Annotated in this window: 17 protein-coding genes; 9 read left to right on the forward strand and 8 right to left on the reverse strand. The window is 73.8% G+C overall.

The window, feature by feature from the left end; genetic code table 11:
• Positions 1-15: 15 nt before the first annotated feature.
• Positions 16-489: a hypothetical protein gene (locus ACIOHG_RS26100; RefSeq protein ID WP_400954037.1), complete on the forward strand. Its 474-nt coding sequence runs from the start codon at positions 16-18 to the stop codon at positions 487-489.
• 171 nt (positions 490-660) lie between these two features.
• Here the strand turns inward: ACIOHG_RS26100 and ACIOHG_RS26105 are convergent, their stop codons facing one another.
• Positions 661-942, reverse strand: a complete 282-nt coding sequence (locus ACIOHG_RS26105; protein ID WP_400954038.1) for a hypothetical protein — start codon at positions 940-942, stop codon at positions 661-663.
• A 26-nt stretch (positions 943-968) separates the two neighbouring features.
• Positions 969-1,843 (reverse strand): IS5 family transposase gene (locus tag ACIOHG_RS26110; RefSeq protein WP_400954039.1). Its coding sequence is split into 2 segments (ribosomal slippage): positions 969-1,451 and positions 1,454-1,843, totalling 873 coding nucleotides; the frame shifts between segments, so codons are not numbered across the junction.
• 73 nt (positions 1,844-1,916) lie between these two features.
• Here ACIOHG_RS26110 and ACIOHG_RS26115 point away from each other — a divergent pair.
• A protein-coding gene (locus ACIOHG_RS26115; RefSeq protein WP_400954100.1) for an IS5 family transposase occupies positions 1,917-2,803 on the forward strand; the annotation gives its coding sequence in 2 pieces (ribosomal slippage) (positions 1,917-2,265 and positions 2,265-2,803; 888 coding nt in all).
• Positions 2,804-2,833: 30 nt separating this feature from the next.
• Here the strand turns inward: ACIOHG_RS26115 and ACIOHG_RS26120 are convergent.
• Positions 2,834-3,931: a chemotaxis protein gene (locus tag ACIOHG_RS26120; protein ID WP_400954040.1), complete on the reverse strand. Its 1,098-nt coding sequence runs from the start codon at positions 3,929-3,931 to the stop codon at positions 2,834-2,836.
• A gap of 255 nt (positions 3,932-4,186) precedes the next feature.
• Positions 4,187-4,654, reverse strand: coding sequence for a DUF2809 domain-containing protein (locus ACIOHG_RS26125; protein ID WP_400954041.1), 468 nt, complete (start codon positions 4,652-4,654; stop codon positions 4,187-4,189).
• Positions 4,655-4,717: 63 nt separating this feature from the next.
• Between ACIOHG_RS26125 and ACIOHG_RS26130 the strand changes: the two genes are divergently transcribed.
• From ACIOHG_RS26130 to ACIOHG_RS26145, 4 genes are all read left to right on the forward strand, one after another.
• Positions 4,718-5,239: a 2'-5' RNA ligase family protein gene (locus ACIOHG_RS26130; RefSeq protein WP_400954042.1), complete on the forward strand. Its 522-nt coding sequence runs from the start codon at positions 4,718-4,720 to the stop codon at positions 5,237-5,239.
• A gap of 256 nt (positions 5,240-5,495) precedes the next feature.
• Positions 5,496-5,930 carry an Hsp20/alpha crystallin family protein gene (locus tag ACIOHG_RS26135; RefSeq protein ID WP_400954043.1) on the forward strand — a complete coding sequence of 145 codons (435 nt, stop codon included), beginning with the start codon at positions 5,496-5,498 and terminating at the stop codon, positions 5,928-5,930.
• A gap of 134 nt (positions 5,931-6,064) precedes the next feature.
• On the forward strand, positions 6,065-6,508 hold the full coding sequence (locus ACIOHG_RS26140) for a DUF2267 domain-containing protein (RefSeq protein ID WP_400954044.1): 444 nt from the start codon (positions 6,065-6,067) through the stop codon (positions 6,506-6,508).
• Between the two features lie 33 nt (positions 6,509-6,541).
• Complete coding sequence (locus ACIOHG_RS26145; RefSeq protein ID WP_400954045.1) at positions 6,542-7,102, forward strand: dihydrofolate reductase family protein; 561 nt, start codon at positions 6,542-6,544, stop codon at positions 7,100-7,102.
• Here the strand turns inward: ACIOHG_RS26145 and ACIOHG_RS26150 are convergent.
• Both ACIOHG_RS26150 and ACIOHG_RS26155 read right to left on the reverse strand, forming a co-directional pair.
• The gene (locus ACIOHG_RS26150) at positions 7,059-7,712 is read right to left on the reverse strand and encodes a hypothetical protein (protein WP_400954046.1); all 654 of its coding nucleotides are present in this window, start codon (positions 7,710-7,712) and stop codon (positions 7,059-7,061) included. The genes ACIOHG_RS26145 and ACIOHG_RS26150 overlap by 44 nt on opposite strands.
• An 82-nt stretch (positions 7,713-7,794) precedes the next feature.
• A complete protein-coding gene (locus ACIOHG_RS26155) occupies positions 7,795-8,226 on the reverse strand; it encodes a hypothetical protein (RefSeq protein ID WP_400954047.1) in 432 nt (143 codons plus the stop codon).
• Positions 8,227-8,541: 315 nt separating this feature from the next.
• Between ACIOHG_RS26155 and ACIOHG_RS26160 the strand changes: the two genes are divergently transcribed.
• Complete coding sequence (locus tag ACIOHG_RS26160; RefSeq protein ID WP_400954048.1) at positions 8,542-9,318, forward strand: methyltransferase domain-containing protein; 777 nt, start codon at positions 8,542-8,544, stop codon at positions 9,316-9,318.
• A 179-nt stretch (positions 9,319-9,497) separates the two neighbouring features.
• Here the strand turns inward: ACIOHG_RS26160 and ACIOHG_RS26165 are convergent, their stop codons facing one another.
• Both ACIOHG_RS26165 and ACIOHG_RS26170 read right to left on the reverse strand, forming a co-directional pair.
• Positions 9,498-10,034, reverse strand: coding sequence for a hypothetical protein (locus ACIOHG_RS26165; RefSeq protein WP_400954049.1), 537 nt, complete (start codon positions 10,032-10,034; stop codon positions 9,498-9,500).
• Positions 10,035-10,183: 149 nt separating this feature from the next.
• Entirely contained in the window at positions 10,184-10,585 is a 402-nt protein-coding gene (locus tag ACIOHG_RS26170; RefSeq protein WP_400954050.1) for a pyridoxamine 5'-phosphate oxidase family protein, read from the reverse strand.
• Positions 10,586-10,781: 196 nt separating this feature from the next.
• Here ACIOHG_RS26170 and ACIOHG_RS26175 point away from each other — a divergent pair, with 196 nt between their 5' ends.
• Positions 10,782-12,260 carry a DUF2252 domain-containing protein gene (locus ACIOHG_RS26175; RefSeq protein WP_400954101.1) on the forward strand — a complete coding sequence of 493 codons (1,479 nt, stop codon included), beginning with the start codon at positions 10,782-10,784 and terminating at the stop codon, positions 12,258-12,260.
• A gap of 159 nt (positions 12,261-12,419) precedes the next feature.
• Positions 12,420-13,616, forward strand: coding sequence for a hypothetical protein (locus ACIOHG_RS26180; protein ID WP_400954051.1), 1,197 nt, complete (start codon positions 12,420-12,422; stop codon positions 13,614-13,616).
• Positions 13,617-13,630: the final 14 nt, after the last annotated feature.

The following is a 13,630-nucleotide window of genomic DNA, read 5'->3' on the forward strand; positions in this document are numbered from 1 at the left end:
GGGAAGGAGTTGTTGATGACCGACTTGTCACCGATCGCGGTGTTTCTGGGTGAGCCGGCTCCATTGGGCGAGGAGGACACCTACGAGGACCTGGAGCAGAAGTGGGGGCTGCAGCTGCCCCAGGACTTCAAGGATCTCACCGTCGCCTACGGGGACGACTCGATCGCGGGCTACCTCGTCATCTTCGGCCCCAGGACCTTCCGCGACGGCCATCCGGAGAGTATGCGAAAGACCCTGGAGGCCAGCCCGTCCATTCCCCACCCGATCCTGCCCAGCAAAGGAGGGATGCTGCACTGGGGACACACTCCGTACTCCGACCAGCTGTTTCTCGTGCCCCGGCCGGACGGAAGATGGACGGTCTCCGTGTGGGTACGCATCCACGGCGAGTGGATCGACTACGAGTTGACCTGCGTCGAGTGGCTGCGGGGTGCTCTGGCAGAGGAAGTCTCCACCGAATGGCTACCGGCCTGGGAGGGCAGCTTCGACTGAGCTGCCCCACCAGCGGTCCTACCCGGCACGCGATCCGTTGTGGCTGCCCACCCTCCTGGTTGGTCAGCATTCGGATTTCGACCGACCCGGCCGCCCAGCTCACAACCGGTGAACGTTTCCGGTCACAGCACTAGGGCCTGTTGTGAAAGTGATCAGGGACCTGCGGGAAGCTCACAGCCTGCGGATGGCTTCGGCCAGGTCAGAGCCGTAGGAAGCCCAGCAGATGAGTGAGCCGTCGGCGTCGAGCTGTCCCATGAACCACTCGTCATCAGCTCGGGCGAGGCACAGGTCATGAAAGGACAGGATGAGGTCGGGCCGGAGGACGTCGTAGTCGACGGAGCCGAACAGCTCGACAACGACGAGTCGTTCAGGCGAGAGCAGATCCGCCTCGGCGTCGCCTGACGCCGAACGGACCCGCTCGATCGTCCATCCGTCCGGGAGATCTGCGTTCACTGCTGCATGGTCGCAGCCAGGGTGTCTCACAGCCACTCGTTTATCGCGGCGACCAGCACTGTTGCGTGATAGCGGACGGCGAGTTTGTCGTACCTGGTGGCGACCGCACGGTGGCGCTTGAGGCGATTGATCCCGCACTCGACGGCGTGCCGCTGCTTGTAGTCGTCCTTGTCGAAGCGGGGTGGACGGCCACCGTGGAAGCCGAGCTTTCGGCGGTTGCGAATCTGATCCGCCTTCTCCGGGATGGTGCACTTCACCCCGCGTCGGCGTAGGTAGGAGCGGTTCGCGCGGGAGCCGTACGCCTTGTCTGCCCGGACCCTGTCCGGCTTCGCGCGAGGGCGGCCGGGACCCGCCCTGGGCACCCGGATGGCGTTCAGGACCGGCTGGAACTGGGGGCTGTCGTGCCGCTGGCCGGCGGTGACGAGCAGGGACAGCGGTTTCTGTCCCTGCTCGACCGCCAGGTGCAGCTTCGTGGTCAGCCCGCCGCGCGAGCGGCCGAGACCGTGGTCGTCGGGCTCGGTGTCGACGCCGCCGGGAGGCTCCTTCTGGAGATCCCCTTTTTACGCGCTCCAGCGGCATGCTGGTGGGCGCGAGCGATGGTGGAGTCGACGCTCACGTCCCACGTGATCAGGCCTTTCGCGTCGGCCTCGGCCTGCAGTTGCTCGAAGATCCGCTTCCAGGTGCCGTCGCGCTGCCAGCGCCGGAACAGGTCGTAGGCCCGGTCCCACGGCCCGTAACGTTCAGGCAGGTCACGCCAGGGCGCTCCGGTCCGAGTCCGCCACCGTATGCCGTCGATCAACTGTCGGCGGGTCCAGGTCCGCGGGCGGCCCGGCTTCTTGCCCACCGGCAGCAACGGCTCCAGTCGCTCCCACTGGCCATTCGTCAGATCACCACGTCCCACGGGCCATGATCATCTACGACCTTGATCCACTTTCGCAACAGGCCCTAGGCCGTGTCTCATAATTGATCATGTGGTGGGTCGTGGAGAGATAACGGATGCCGCGTGGGCGCGAATTGAGCCGTTGCTGCCGCAGCGGGATGGCGCCGGGCGTCCTTGGCGGGATCACCGGCAGGTGGTGAACGGGGTGCTGTGGCGGTTGCGCACGGGTGCCCCGTGGCGTGATCTGCCCGAGCGCTACGGGCCGTGGCAGACCGTCTACCGGCGTTTCGCCCGATGGGAGAAGGACGGCACCTGGGCCGCGCTCCTGCGGGAGGTCCAGGTCCGCAACGACGCAGTGGGAACTGTGGAGTGGACGGTCTCGATCGACTCCACCGCCGCGAGAGCCCATCAGCACGCGGCAGGAGCACGCAAAAAGGGGACCGGCCCGAGGACGAATCGGATGATCCGGCAGCAGTTGCGCGCCGCGAGGCGCTCGGCAGGTCCCGGGGCGGGCTGACCACCAAGATCCACCTGGGAGTCGACGGCCGGGGCCTGCCGCTGTCGATCGTGCTGAGCACCGGCAACACGGCCGACTGCACAATGCTGCCCGCCGTCCTCGACGCCATCCGCGTCCCGCGCGCCGGGGCCGGGCGACCGCGTACCAGGCCCGACCGGGTCGTGGCCGACAAGGCGTACTCCTCCCGCAGGATCCGCACTCTGCTGCGGCGCCGACGGATCAGGGCGACCGTCCCCGAACGCCGGGACCAGATCGCCAACCGAGCCCGCCGCGCAAGCCGCGGCGGGCGACCGCCGGCCTTCGACAAGACCGCCTACAAGGGGCGCAACGTCGTCGAACGCTGCTTCGCCAAGCTGAAGCAATTCCGGGCAGTGGCCACCAGATTCGACAAGCCGGCCAACCGCTACCGGGCCGGCGTCGTCCTCGCCTCGCTGATCCTGTGGCTGCGAACCGAAGAGCAATGACCCACCACAAGATCAATTACGAGACACGGCCTAGTAGCGGAGATCGGCGGCGATCCGTCCGGCGTCGGAGAGGGTGCCGTCGGGGACGAAGCTGATGTCGGCCCCGGTGTCGAGGGCGCGTTCGATGACCTCGTCGACGATGTCCTCGCGGGCGCCGTCCTGGTCGGCCTCGGCGGGGACGAGGTGGTCGCCGTCGTCGCGGACGGTGGTGCGGAAGTTCTCCTCCACCACCAGGCGGGCGATCCGGCCCTCGGCGGCGGTCTGCCAGACCTCGTCCAGGCCGGCCGCGAAGGCCTGCCGGCCGCGGGCCTTGTCGAGCTGGGCGAGGGCGGCGGTGATCTCCCGGTCGGCGTGCGCCCGCAGCGCGGGTTCGACCACCTGGCGGACCGTCTCGGCGTCGGCCTGGGCGAGGCCGCCGTGCGGGAGCTGCGCGGTGGTCGACCGGGTGATCGGGCCGACGGCGTCCAGCAGGGCGAGCGCGGGGGCGTCGCCGACCACGTACAGCGGGCGCGGGTCGGCGGCGAGCACCTGGCCGAGCGCGGTGTCGGCCTGCCGCAGGAAGGTCTTGGTCTCCTCGTCGCGGAAGGTGCTGGGGGTGTCGCCGATCCGCTCCTGCCGCTCCGGGTCCGGGTTGTCGTACACCCGCACCAGCGGGAAGCCGTGGCCGGTGTGCTCGGTGACGCGCTCCTGGTCGCCGCTCCACAGGACCACCCGGTCGGCGGCCACCGCGAGCACCCAGTAGGGGCGCTCGGCGATCTGCGCGGACACCAGGTTGCGGGTCAGGAAGGTGTCGGAGAGGACCACCCGGGCGGGGGCGGTGCGACCGAGTGACCAGACCTGGTGCTCGCCGGGCGCGACCAGGATCGCCAGGCCGTCCTCGGCGTGCACCAGGTCGACCTCGGCGAGCGCCTTGTCCAGTTGCTCCAGCACGTCGATCCGGTCCGCCCGGGAGACCTCCGGGTCGGCCTGGACCTTCTCCTTCGCCTCGGCCACCAGGTTGCGCAGCCGCACCGGGTCCTGGGCGTTGTCCGGCTCCCGCCGGTGCGTGGGCATCAGGATCGACACCGCCGGGTACGGCCGGGGCCGGCGCAGCTCGGCGAGGACGGCGGGGCTGAGAGGGGGATGCATGGGGACCCTTTCCGAAGGCGGCTCGCGCCTTCTGTGCGCGTACGCGCGAAGCCTGATACTGCTCCCGAATGCCCCAAATGTAACGATTGTCCGCCTGCCCCGCCCCACCTGATGCCCTGTCACCGACCGGAATGCCCTGCCACCCCGACGCAGGACGCCGACGCAGGACGAAGTCGGCAGTGGCCGCTCGACGCCGTCGGCGCCGCCCGCACGGCAGCCGTTCGGCCCGCGCTGCGCGAGGCGGGCGGCATCGGCTCAGTGGCGGGCGCGGAGGCGGCGCAGGGCGAGGTGGGTGGCGGTGGTCGCGGTGGCGCCGAGCAGGTAGCCGAGCAGGTCGGGGAGGTCGAAGGTGGTGCCGAGGGCCAGGCAGGCGAGGCGGCTGTGGGCGGCGAGGTCGGCGGGGACGTGGCTGAGCTGGAAGAACTCGACCGCCCAGCTGGCGGCGAGCGCGGTGGTGCCCGCCGCCCAGGGGCCGAGTCGGGGGGCGGCGGCCATCAGGAGGGTATGCAGCAGCGCGGTGTAGAGCGCCCCGCCGAGCAGCGCGGCGAGCGCCGCCGGGGCCGGGCCGGGGAGCAGCAGCCCGAGCGCGACGACGACGGCCGCCGCCAGCAGCCACCCGGCCCGGGCCCACCGTTCGGAGGCGACGAGGCTGGCGGAGGCAGTGGGACCGGCGGGGCCGGGCGTCCCGGTGGGCGACGGCGGGCGCGTTTCGGCGGTTCGCATCGGAACAGCCCATCACACGGGGCGGTCGGGGCCGCGCGGGGGGCGGGTCCTACCGTGGGGGGCATGCGGACCATCGAGTTGACCTGCGATCCGGCGCTGGACCGGGCGGTGCGGACGGTGTGGCGGCAGCTCGCCGACGGCGGGGTGGACTCGCTGGCGGACAATCCGCACCCGACGCACCGTCCGCACCTGACGCTCGCGGTGTGCGCGGCGATCACGCCGGAGCAGCAGGCGGCCGTCGCCGAACTCCTGTCGGGGGCGCTCCCGTTGGCGGTCCGGTTCACCGGTCTGCTGTCGTTCGGTGCGCGCAGCCGGCGCCGGGTGCTGGCCTGGGGCGTGGTGCCCGCGCCGGAGCTGATCGACCTGCACCGGGCGGTGTGGCGGCTGCTGGCGGACGCGCCGGAGCCCGATCCGCGCTACCTGCCGGGGCGCTGGATGCCGCACCTGGGGCTGACCCGCCGGGTGGAGCCGGCCGGGCTGGCGCTGGCGCACGACGTCCTGGGCCGGCACCCGGACCTGACCGGCACCTTCGACGCGGCCCGCACCTTCGACTCCCTCGCCCGGACCACCACCGCCCTGACCTGACGGCCCATCGGCCCGTCCGTCGTTCCGTCCGCCCCGTCCCGGGTGCGTCCTGTCCCGTCCCCGCGCCGCGGCCCCGGTCTCCGGCGGCCCTTCGGCCGTCGTCGACATCCGGGCCGAGCGGGCGGGCCCGCCACCCGGCCGGGGCGAAAAATGTCATGTCGAAAATGACGGGAGAACTTGTCATCGGATCGATGACGCGTGACGATGGTGTCAGGTGAAGCGCACTGGCACCCTCGTCCGTTGGAGGTGTTCTGCGATGCTGATGCGCACCGACCCCTTCCGTGAGCCGGACCGGCTGGCCCAGCAGTTCCTGGACGCGAACGGCACCTGGTCCCGGCCCGCGCCGATGCCGTTGGACGCGTACCGCACCGGTGACGAGTACGTGGTCTGCTTCGACCTGCCGGGTGTCGATCCGGAGGCGCTCGACATCGACGTCGAGCGGAACATGCTGACCGTGCGGGCCGAACGCCGTCCCCGCCACCAGGGCGACGACGTGACGTGGGAGCTGGCCGAGCGGCCGCTCGGCGTGTTCTCCCGGCAGATCGTGCTCTCCGACCGCCTCGATCCCGAGGGGATCGGCGCCGACTACGAGGCGGGCGTGCTGACCTTGCGGATTCCGATCGCCGAGAAGGCCAAGCCCCGCAGGATCGCGATCGGCCACCGGGACGAGCGCAAGCAGCTCGGGGCCTGAGCACGCCTCCGGGCGGGGCCGTTCCGCGCGGCGTCCTCTCCCCAGTGCCCGCGGAACGGCCCGCCCGGGCCGTCGCAGCGGTAGTAGCGGTACGGAAGTGCGGAAGTACGGAAGTGTGGGGAAGGAGGCCGGCGATGGTGCTGCCGGAGAACACGTTCCTCGCCACCGTGCGGGAGCGCGGCGCCTACGGGACGTCCGCCGAGGCGGAGCGGGCGGCCCGGGTCGTGCTCGGGCTGCTCGGCTCCCACCTGGTGGGTGGCGTGCGCGACGATCTGGCCGTGCGGCTGCCCGCGCCCTTCGACCGGGTCCTGCTCGCCCCGGCGCGGCCCGTCGAACCGCTGCCTCCCGAGCGGTTCGCGCGGGCCGCCGCCGTCGGGATCGGGGGTGCGACGGAGCGGACCGTCCTGTGGGACGTCGGCGCCGTGGTGAGTGCCGCGGCCGACGCCGCCGGCACCGACCTCATGGAACGCGTCCTGTTCCAACTGCCGCCCGGCTACGAGGTTCTGTTCGGCCGTCCGGACCCGGTTCGGCCGTTCGGGGCGGCGGGCGGGGAGCCGGGCGGGGAGCCGGGGCCGTAGGGTCGGGAGTCCGTGGTGGAGAAGGGAGTTCCGATGCGCAGGGTGACCTACTCGATGGGCGTCTCGCTGGACGGCTACGCGATGGGGCCGGACGGCGGCTTCGACTGGGCGGCCCCGGACGAGGAGGTCTTCCGCTTCCACATCGAGGAGGCCCGGGGCCTGGGCGCGCACCTGATGGGGCGTCGGCTGTACGAGACGATGCTGTACTGGGAGGAGCCGGGCGTCGCCGCGGACCGGGCCGAACGGGACTGGGTGGCCGTCTGGAACCCGCTGCCCAAGGTGGTCTTCTCCCGCACCCTGACCGAGGTCCGCGGCACGGCGACCCGACTGGCCACCGGCACCCTCGCCGAGGAGATCGCCCGCCTCCGCGCGGAGCCCGGCGAGGGCGACATCGCCCTCGGCGGCCCGGCCCTGGCCGCCGAAGCCGCCGCCCTCGACCTGATCGACGAGTACCGCCCCCTGGTCCACCCCGTCCTCCTCGGCGGCGGCACCCCGTTCTTCCCCCGGGCCGCCCGCCGCGTCGACCTCACCCTGCTGGAGTCCCGCACCTTCACCTCGCAGGTCCTCCACCTCCGCTACCGCGTCCCCCGCTGACCCCCGGCCGCGCGTCGAGCCAGGCGGCGATCCGCCCCCTCAACTCGCGGCAGTCGGCGGAGTTTCCGTCCCAACGGGCCATCCACCGGAGATGCCGCAGGACGTTCTCCGAGCGGTCGGGGCGGGACACCGCGAGCACGTCGACGCCGGTCTCTCCCGTCGAGGCGGAGACGTACACGCTGCCGTCCAGGGCCATCATTCCGAAGCCCGGGTGGCCCGCGTGCACCCCGAGGAACGCCGACCCGGCGCCGCGGCCCATGAGGTCCCAACGGTGCAGGAGGCGGACTCTGGTCCAGAGCGCCGGCGGGCGGCCGTCCCCCATGAGCTGCCGGACGGCCCGGTGCGACCGGGTGCCCTGCGGGAGTTGGAGGAGGAACTCGCGCCGGTCGTCGAGGAGGCCGGACAAACGGGCGAGGTGGTACCAGTCCGCGTTGAGCCGCTCGACCAGCCGCGGGGTGTCGTACGGGTGCCAGAACCCGCCGGTCACGTCTTCGGTGCGGTATCCGTGGACGAAGGGGATCATCCCCTCGGGCACGGCGTTCGGCACGACTTCGAGGCCGGCTCGCCGCAGCGGCCGGTACACCTTGCGCTCTCGCTCCTCGATCCCCATCGCCCCGAGTTCTAGCAGTGGCCCACCCCGCGCGACCACTGCTTTTCCCCCGCGCCGCGACCGGCCGGGCGGTTCCTGGAGCCTAGAGTTCGTGGTCCCGGGCCAGATCCTCCCAGGGGAGGGCGCGGAGGTCCGGGGCGGCGTTCTCGGTCGTGGGGGGCTCCGTGGTGGCCTGGAACCAGATCACCACGAGGGCGGAGCGGTGCAGCACCGGCTCGAGGGCGGGGTCGACGGCGGCGGAGCGGAAGAGGCCGGTGCAGGTCACGGCGGGCAGGGTCTCGACCGGGCCGAAGGGTCCGGGGGTCGGGTCCGAGCGGTCGACCACGGGTGGGACGAGGTGGACGGGCGTGCCGGAGAAGGCGTGCTCGGTCCGGTGCCGGAGGCTGTTCAGCTTCAGCTCGTTGAGGCGCCGGCACGGGTAGCCCTCCAGCATCCCCGCATAGGTCGAGGACATCCGGACCTCGGTGAGTTCGATCGAACGGCCGGAGGAGAGGACGATGCGGCTCAGTGACATGCCGGGCATCCTAGGCAGTCGGCCGGGGCCCGCTGCCAGCGGTTTTTCGGGGCACCGGGTCAGGACGGCGGCGCGCTGGCGGAGTCACCGGGCCCGGTCGGGTGCCGCCGGGGGCCGAACTCGGCGGTTCGTCGGGCCTGTTGACCGCGCGGTGCCGTTCGGCGGAGGATGCCGGGTGGTCGGGGTGCGGCGGTGGGTCGGGACGCTCCGGCCGCGCCCGGCTGCGCCGTTGCACCCCTGCGGGCCCGGCGTACGCCCCTTGTTCCGGGTGCGGGAGCTTCCCTCGGCGGGGCCCGGTTTGATTGACTGCGCGTCATGACCTCCCGCGTGTTCGAGACCGTGCCGCCAGATCCGATCGCCTACCTGGACCGGCTGGCCGTCTCCGAACTCGGCCGGGAGTACAAGGCCGCGATGCTGGCGGCGCTGGCGGTCGGGCCCGGGCAGACGGTGGTCGACCTCGGGTGCGGGCCGGGCACCGACCTGGCGGCGCTCGCCGACGCGGTCGGCCCCGGCGGCACGGTGCTGGGCGTGGACCACGACCGGGAGGCCGTCGACACCGCCGCGGAGCGCACCGCGCACCTGCTCCAGGTCTCGGTCCGGCTGGCCGACCTGCACGAGCTGCCGCTGGCCGACGCGAGCTGCGACCGGGCCCGCACCGACCGGGTGCTGCAGCACGTCGCGGACCCGGCGCTGGCGCTGCGCGAGGCCCGCCGGGTACTGCGGCCGGGCGGCCTGCTGGTGCTGGGCGAGCCCGACTGGGGCACCCTGACGGTGGACCACCCGGACGCGGCGCTGACCGCCGCGTACGCCCGGTACGTCACCGACCACGCGGTGCGCAACGGCCGGATCGGCAGCCAACTGCCGCGGCTGGCCGCCGAGTCGGGGCTGGAGGTGGCGGGCGTGCTGCCGATCACGCCGGTCTTCCGCGAGGTCGGCGCCGCCGACCGGGTGCTGGGGCTGCAGCGGGTCACCCGCCGGGCGGTCGCGGCCGGCTACTTCTCCCCCGCCGAGGCCGACCGCTGGCTCGCCCACCTCGCCACCGGCCCGTTCCTGGCGACCGTCACCTTCCACGTGGTCACCGCCCGCGCCTGATCCGCCGGGGCTTCACGCGCCTCCGGCCTCCTCGATCTGCCGGATCAGGCGCTTGAGCCGGGCGGCCCCGTCGCGCAGCGCCGCCGATCGCCGGGGACGGGCGCACGGACCGGCCGTCCCGTGGTCGCCCCGCGACGCCCGGAACTCCGGGGCCCCGGGCCGCTGCGACAGCCTCCGGGTCAGGAGTGCGGCCGCTGCCCCAGCAGTTCCTGCCTGATCCGGACCGACTGGTCCGCGCAGAGCGCCCACTCGTTGCCGGCCGCGGCCAGCAACAGGGCCGAGACCTGGCCGCTGTCCTGGTAGCCCTGGCCCGCGAGCCAGTTCTGCGCGTTGAGGACGGGCTGACCGGCCCGCAGGATGGAGCAGATGCCGTCGCCGAGGGCGAGCAGCCGCTCGTCCGGGAGCTGCTTGAACTCCGGGTGCGTGTCGGCGTAGCCCTCCCGGATCAGTGCCAGGTACGCCCGTTCGGCCTCGGCCCGGGGCAGCGCGGAGGGCGTCGGAAAGGCGGTGGGCTGCTTCTCGGGCGGCGAGGCGAACGGGGACAGCGCGGGTGGCGACGGCGGCTCCGGCAGCGGCTGCGCGGGCACCGCGTCCTTCGGCGCGACGGACGCCGCGCCACCCGTGCCGCCACTGCCCGTGCACCCGGCCGCGCCCGCCAGCAGCAGCGCCACCGCCCCGATCGCTGCCGCGCCCGCCCGCATCGTGCCGTTTCCCATGGAAGCCCCCCGGTGATCAACTCGGCCCCGAGTATGGCACCGGAACATGGTCGGCGCTTGACATTTCCATTACCTGGGACGGGCCTTCCGGCACGGGCCTTGACGGCGCGTCGGGACGGTCGGCGCACCGGGTGCGCCCGGTGACCGGGTCAGGCGCGGCCCAGGGCGCGGTCGACGGCGATCTCGACGACCACGCGGGCGGGGTTCTCCCGGGGTTGGCGGTAGCGCTCGGTGTAGCGGCGGACGGCGTCGGCGACCGCGGCGGCGTCGTCGCGGATCACGGCCCGGCCCTCCAGGGTGGCCCAGCGGGCCCGGTCGACCTGGCAGAGCGCCACCCGCAGGCCGGCCTCGCCGGCGGCGAGCACGTTGCGGACCTTGCGGCTCTCCGCGCTGCTGATCACCCGGGCGGTGCGGGTCTCCGGGTCGTAGGTCGCGCCGACCGGGACGACGTGCGGGGTGCCGTCGGGGCGGAGCGTGGTGAGGGTGCAGATGTGCCGTTCGCGCCAGAAGTCGAGGTAGGCCGGGTCGAGGTGGTGGAGGTCGTGTGCCATGTCCCGCATGGTACGGGCGGGCGGGGTGCGCGCCGGGGCGGACCCGCCCGTGTTCCGGGTCGGGCCGGGCGGTAGCGTCACCGCTGGTGGGGGCGGTCCCCGCCGGGTGTCGCGCCGGGTGTCGCGGTGCGAGGGAGGGAGTGCCGGGGTGTCGTCGGTGGGGACGCGGGGGACGTCGGAGGACGCGGCGGAGGGCATGGTGGAGGGCGTGGAACTCTCCTCGCGGTCACGGGAGTTCGCGGTGGACGGTTTCGCGGGGGATGCGTCCGCGGTGCCGGCGCACCCGTCCGCGGCGCTGCTGGAGCTGGACCCGGCGAAGCTCCCGGAGGGGCCGAAGCAGCGCGGGAAGCTGCTGCGCGAGCGGGTGCCGCTGGAGTGGCACGCCCGGCTGCTGCCCTCGGCCTCGCGTCCGGAGGTGGCGGCGGCGGTGGAGTCCGCGAACGCGGGCCGGCTGCCGCACCTGGTGCCGATCCGGGTCGGGCGGATGGCGGCCTCGCCGTTCGCGTTCCTGCGGGGTTCGGCCGGGCTGATGGCGCACGACCTGGCGACCACGCCGGTCAGCGGGATCGCCGCGCAGCTGTGCGGGGACGCGCACGCCGCCAACTTCGGCCTGTACGGCGACGCCCGGGGCCGGCTGGCGCTGGACCTGAACGACTTCGACGAGACCGTCTCGGGCCCCTGGGAGTGGGACCTGAAGCGGCTGGCGGCCAGCCTGGTGCTGGCCGGGCGGCAGGCCGGCGCGGACGAACACGCCTGCCGGCAGGCGGCGTTCGACGCGGCGGCGACCTACCGGCGGACGGTGCGGCGGCTGGCGAAGCTCCCGGCGCTGGACGCCTGGAACGCCTGGGAGGCCATCGCGGACCAGCAGTTGGTGGAGTTCGCGGGCGCGCACGAGCTGAACGAGGTGCTGGCGGCGGTCTCGGAGAAGGCGCTGCGCAACACCGGTGCGAAGTTCGCCGCCCGCTCCACCGTCCGCACCGAGGACGGCGGTTGGCGCTTCGTGGCGGCGCCGCCGGTGCTCAGCGCGGTGACGGACCGTCAGGCCGAGCTGGTAGCGGGCGCGTTGGCGTCCTACCGGCACACCGTCCCGGCGGAGCTGCACCCGCTGCTGGCCCGGTTCCGGGTCGAGGACGTGGCCTTCCGGGTGGTCGGCACCGGCAGCGTCGGCACCCGCTCGTACGTGGTGCTGCTGACCGACCGCCGGGGCGGCCCGCTGGTGCTGCAGGTGAAGGAGGCCCGGCCGTCGGCGCTGCTGCCGCACCTGGTCCGGGCGGGCTTCCCCGTCCCGGCCGAGGGCGGGCACGAGGGGCGCCGGGTGGTGCTGGGCCAGAAGCGCATGCAGGTGGTCTCCGACCCGCTGATGGGCTGGACCAGTGTCGCCGGACTCCCGTACCAGGTACGGCAGTTCCGCAACCGCAAGGGCAGTGTCGACCCGGCTGCCCTGACCCCCGCCCAGCTCGACGACTACGGCCGGCTGACCGGCGCGCTGCTCGCCCGGGCGCACGCGCACACCGCCGACGCGGCCCTGATCGCGGGCTACTGCGGCAAGGACGACCGCCTCGACGACGCGATCGCCCGCTTCGCGGTCGCCTACGCCGACCAGTCGGAGGCCGACCACACCGCCCTGCTGGCCGCCGTCCGCAGCGGCCGGCTCCCCGCCGAGACGGCGGTCTGACGCCCCGTCGCCTCTCGCCCGTCGGCCCGGGTTGCGGTTCCGTCTCCGTTCCACCGCGCCCCGCCCGCGCCCGGACACGGTGTGCCACCTTGGGTGGGAACACCCCCGGGCCGCCCGCCCGGGGCCGGGGGCGGCGGACACGGGGACGGGGGATCGGCGATGGCGTCGAAGGACGGGACTGCCCGGACGGACGGGGCGACCGGCGGGTCGATGGACAGGCCAGCGGACGGGCCGGCGGACGGGGTGACGGGCGGGTCGATGGACGGGCCAGCGGACGGGCCTGCGGACGGGTCGACGGGCGGGGTGACGGACGGCTCGGTGGGCGTGCTGGTGGCGGCCCTGGTGCAGCCGAGCCGGGCCGGGGACCGGCCGGGGCCGGAGCTGCTGGCGCGGGTGGTGCGGGAGTTGCACCGGCTGCCGCGCTGGCAGCACGCCCTGCTCACGGCCGGGGCCGCACCGCTGGACGCCACCGCGCGGACCGCGCTCGCCGAGGCGGTGACCGAACTGCTCACCCTCGACCCGCTGCTGGCCGCGACCCTGGCCGCACCCGCCGCACCGACCCTCCCGCCGCCGCTGCCGCCCGCACCGCCGTTCGCCGTTCCCCCGCTGCCGGCCGCACCGCCGTTCGCCGTTCCCCCACTGCCGGCCGCACCGCCGATGCCTGCCTCCTCCCCCTTCGCCGCGCCGCCGGTTCCCTCCTCCCCCTTCGCCGCACCGCAGTTCGACGCTGCCCCGGCGCCCGCGCATCCCTTCGGGGCCGGGACGATCGTGCGGCGGCGGGGGCCGGGGAAGGGGGCGTGGCTCGCGCTCGGGGCGGTGCTGGTCGCGGGGGTGCTGGTCGGGGCGGGGGTGTACGTCTTCGCCGGGTCGGACGCCCCGCGCCTGCCGGAGTCGGTGGAGGGCGACCGGTTGCGGGCGTCCTCGGAGCACGGGGACTACCCGGACTGGAAGCGGGCGAGCGACCGGCTGCTCTCGGGCGGGATGGTCGACCCGCAGGCCGCGCTGTACGGCTCGCTGCCGAACGTCGCCGCCGACCGCGAGTTCGGCGGGTCCGACCGCGAGGCCCGCTGGAACGTGGTCGTCGGGAAGCCCTCGCCGGCCTTCGAGCGCACGATGCGGGACGGCCTGGCGAAGGCCGGTGGCAGGCACGTCCCGCACCGGGTGCCGACCTCGCTGCCCGGCACGCTGCTCTGCGACTCCTACGACCCGGAGTCCACTCCGAAGGAGCGCGCGAAGGAGTCGGTCACCTGCATCTGGTACGACGCGGAGCACGTGATCGTGGTCGAGGGCACGGGCGTCGAGGAGGGCCTGCCGGCCGCCGTGGTGGTCCGGGTCCACGACAACCTCGAACGCTGACGGTCGGCGGACTG

The organism is Kitasatospora sp. NPDC088134, assembly GCF_044741705.1.
GTDB lineage: Bacteria > Actinomycetota > Actinomycetes > Streptomycetales > Streptomycetaceae > Kitasatospora.

Excerpts from the sequence above, each read along its gene's own strand:
- ACIOHG_RS26100 (WP_400954037.1), top strand. The coding sequence starts at position 16 with ATGACCGACTTGTCACCGATCGCGGTGTTTCTGGGTGAGCCGGCTCCA.
- ACIOHG_RS26120 (WP_400954040.1), bottom strand. The coding sequence starts at position 3,931 with ATGCATCCCCCTCTCAGCCCCGCCGTCCTCGCCGAGCTGCGCCGGCCC.
- ACIOHG_RS26125 (WP_400954041.1), bottom strand. The coding sequence starts at position 4,654 with ATGCGAACCGCCGAAACGCGCCCGCCGTCGCCCACCGGGACGCCCGGC.
- ACIOHG_RS26130 (WP_400954042.1), top strand. The coding sequence starts at position 4,718 with ATGCGGACCATCGAGTTGACCTGCGATCCGGCGCTGGACCGGGCGGTG.
- ACIOHG_RS26135 (WP_400954043.1), top strand. The coding sequence starts at position 5,496 with ATGCTGATGCGCACCGACCCCTTCCGTGAGCCGGACCGGCTGGCCCAG.
- ACIOHG_RS26140 (WP_400954044.1), top strand. The coding sequence starts at position 6,065 with ATGGTGCTGCCGGAGAACACGTTCCTCGCCACCGTGCGGGAGCGCGGC.
- ACIOHG_RS26145 (WP_400954045.1), top strand. The coding sequence starts at position 6,542 with ATGCGCAGGGTGACCTACTCGATGGGCGTCTCGCTGGACGGCTACGCG.
- ACIOHG_RS26150 (WP_400954046.1), bottom strand. The coding sequence starts at position 7,712 with ATGGGGATCGAGGAGCGAGAGCGCAAGGTGTACCGGCCGCTGCGGCGA.
- ACIOHG_RS26155 (WP_400954047.1), bottom strand. The coding sequence starts at position 8,226 with ATGTCACTGAGCCGCATCGTCCTCTCCTCCGGCCGTTCGATCGAACTC.
- ACIOHG_RS26160 (WP_400954048.1), top strand. The coding sequence starts at position 8,542 with ATGACCTCCCGCGTGTTCGAGACCGTGCCGCCAGATCCGATCGCCTAC.
- ACIOHG_RS26165 (WP_400954049.1), bottom strand. The coding sequence starts at position 10,034 with ATGGGAAACGGCACGATGCGGGCGGGCGCGGCAGCGATCGGGGCGGTG.
- ACIOHG_RS26170 (WP_400954050.1), bottom strand. The coding sequence starts at position 10,585 with ATGGCACACGACCTCCACCACCTCGACCCGGCCTACCTCGACTTCTGG.
- ACIOHG_RS26175 (WP_400954101.1), top strand. The coding sequence starts at position 10,782 with ATGGTGGAGGGCGTGGAACTCTCCTCGCGGTCACGGGAGTTCGCGGTG.
- ACIOHG_RS26180 (WP_400954051.1), top strand. The coding sequence starts at position 12,420 with ATGGCGTCGAAGGACGGGACTGCCCGGACGGACGGGGCGACCGGCGGG.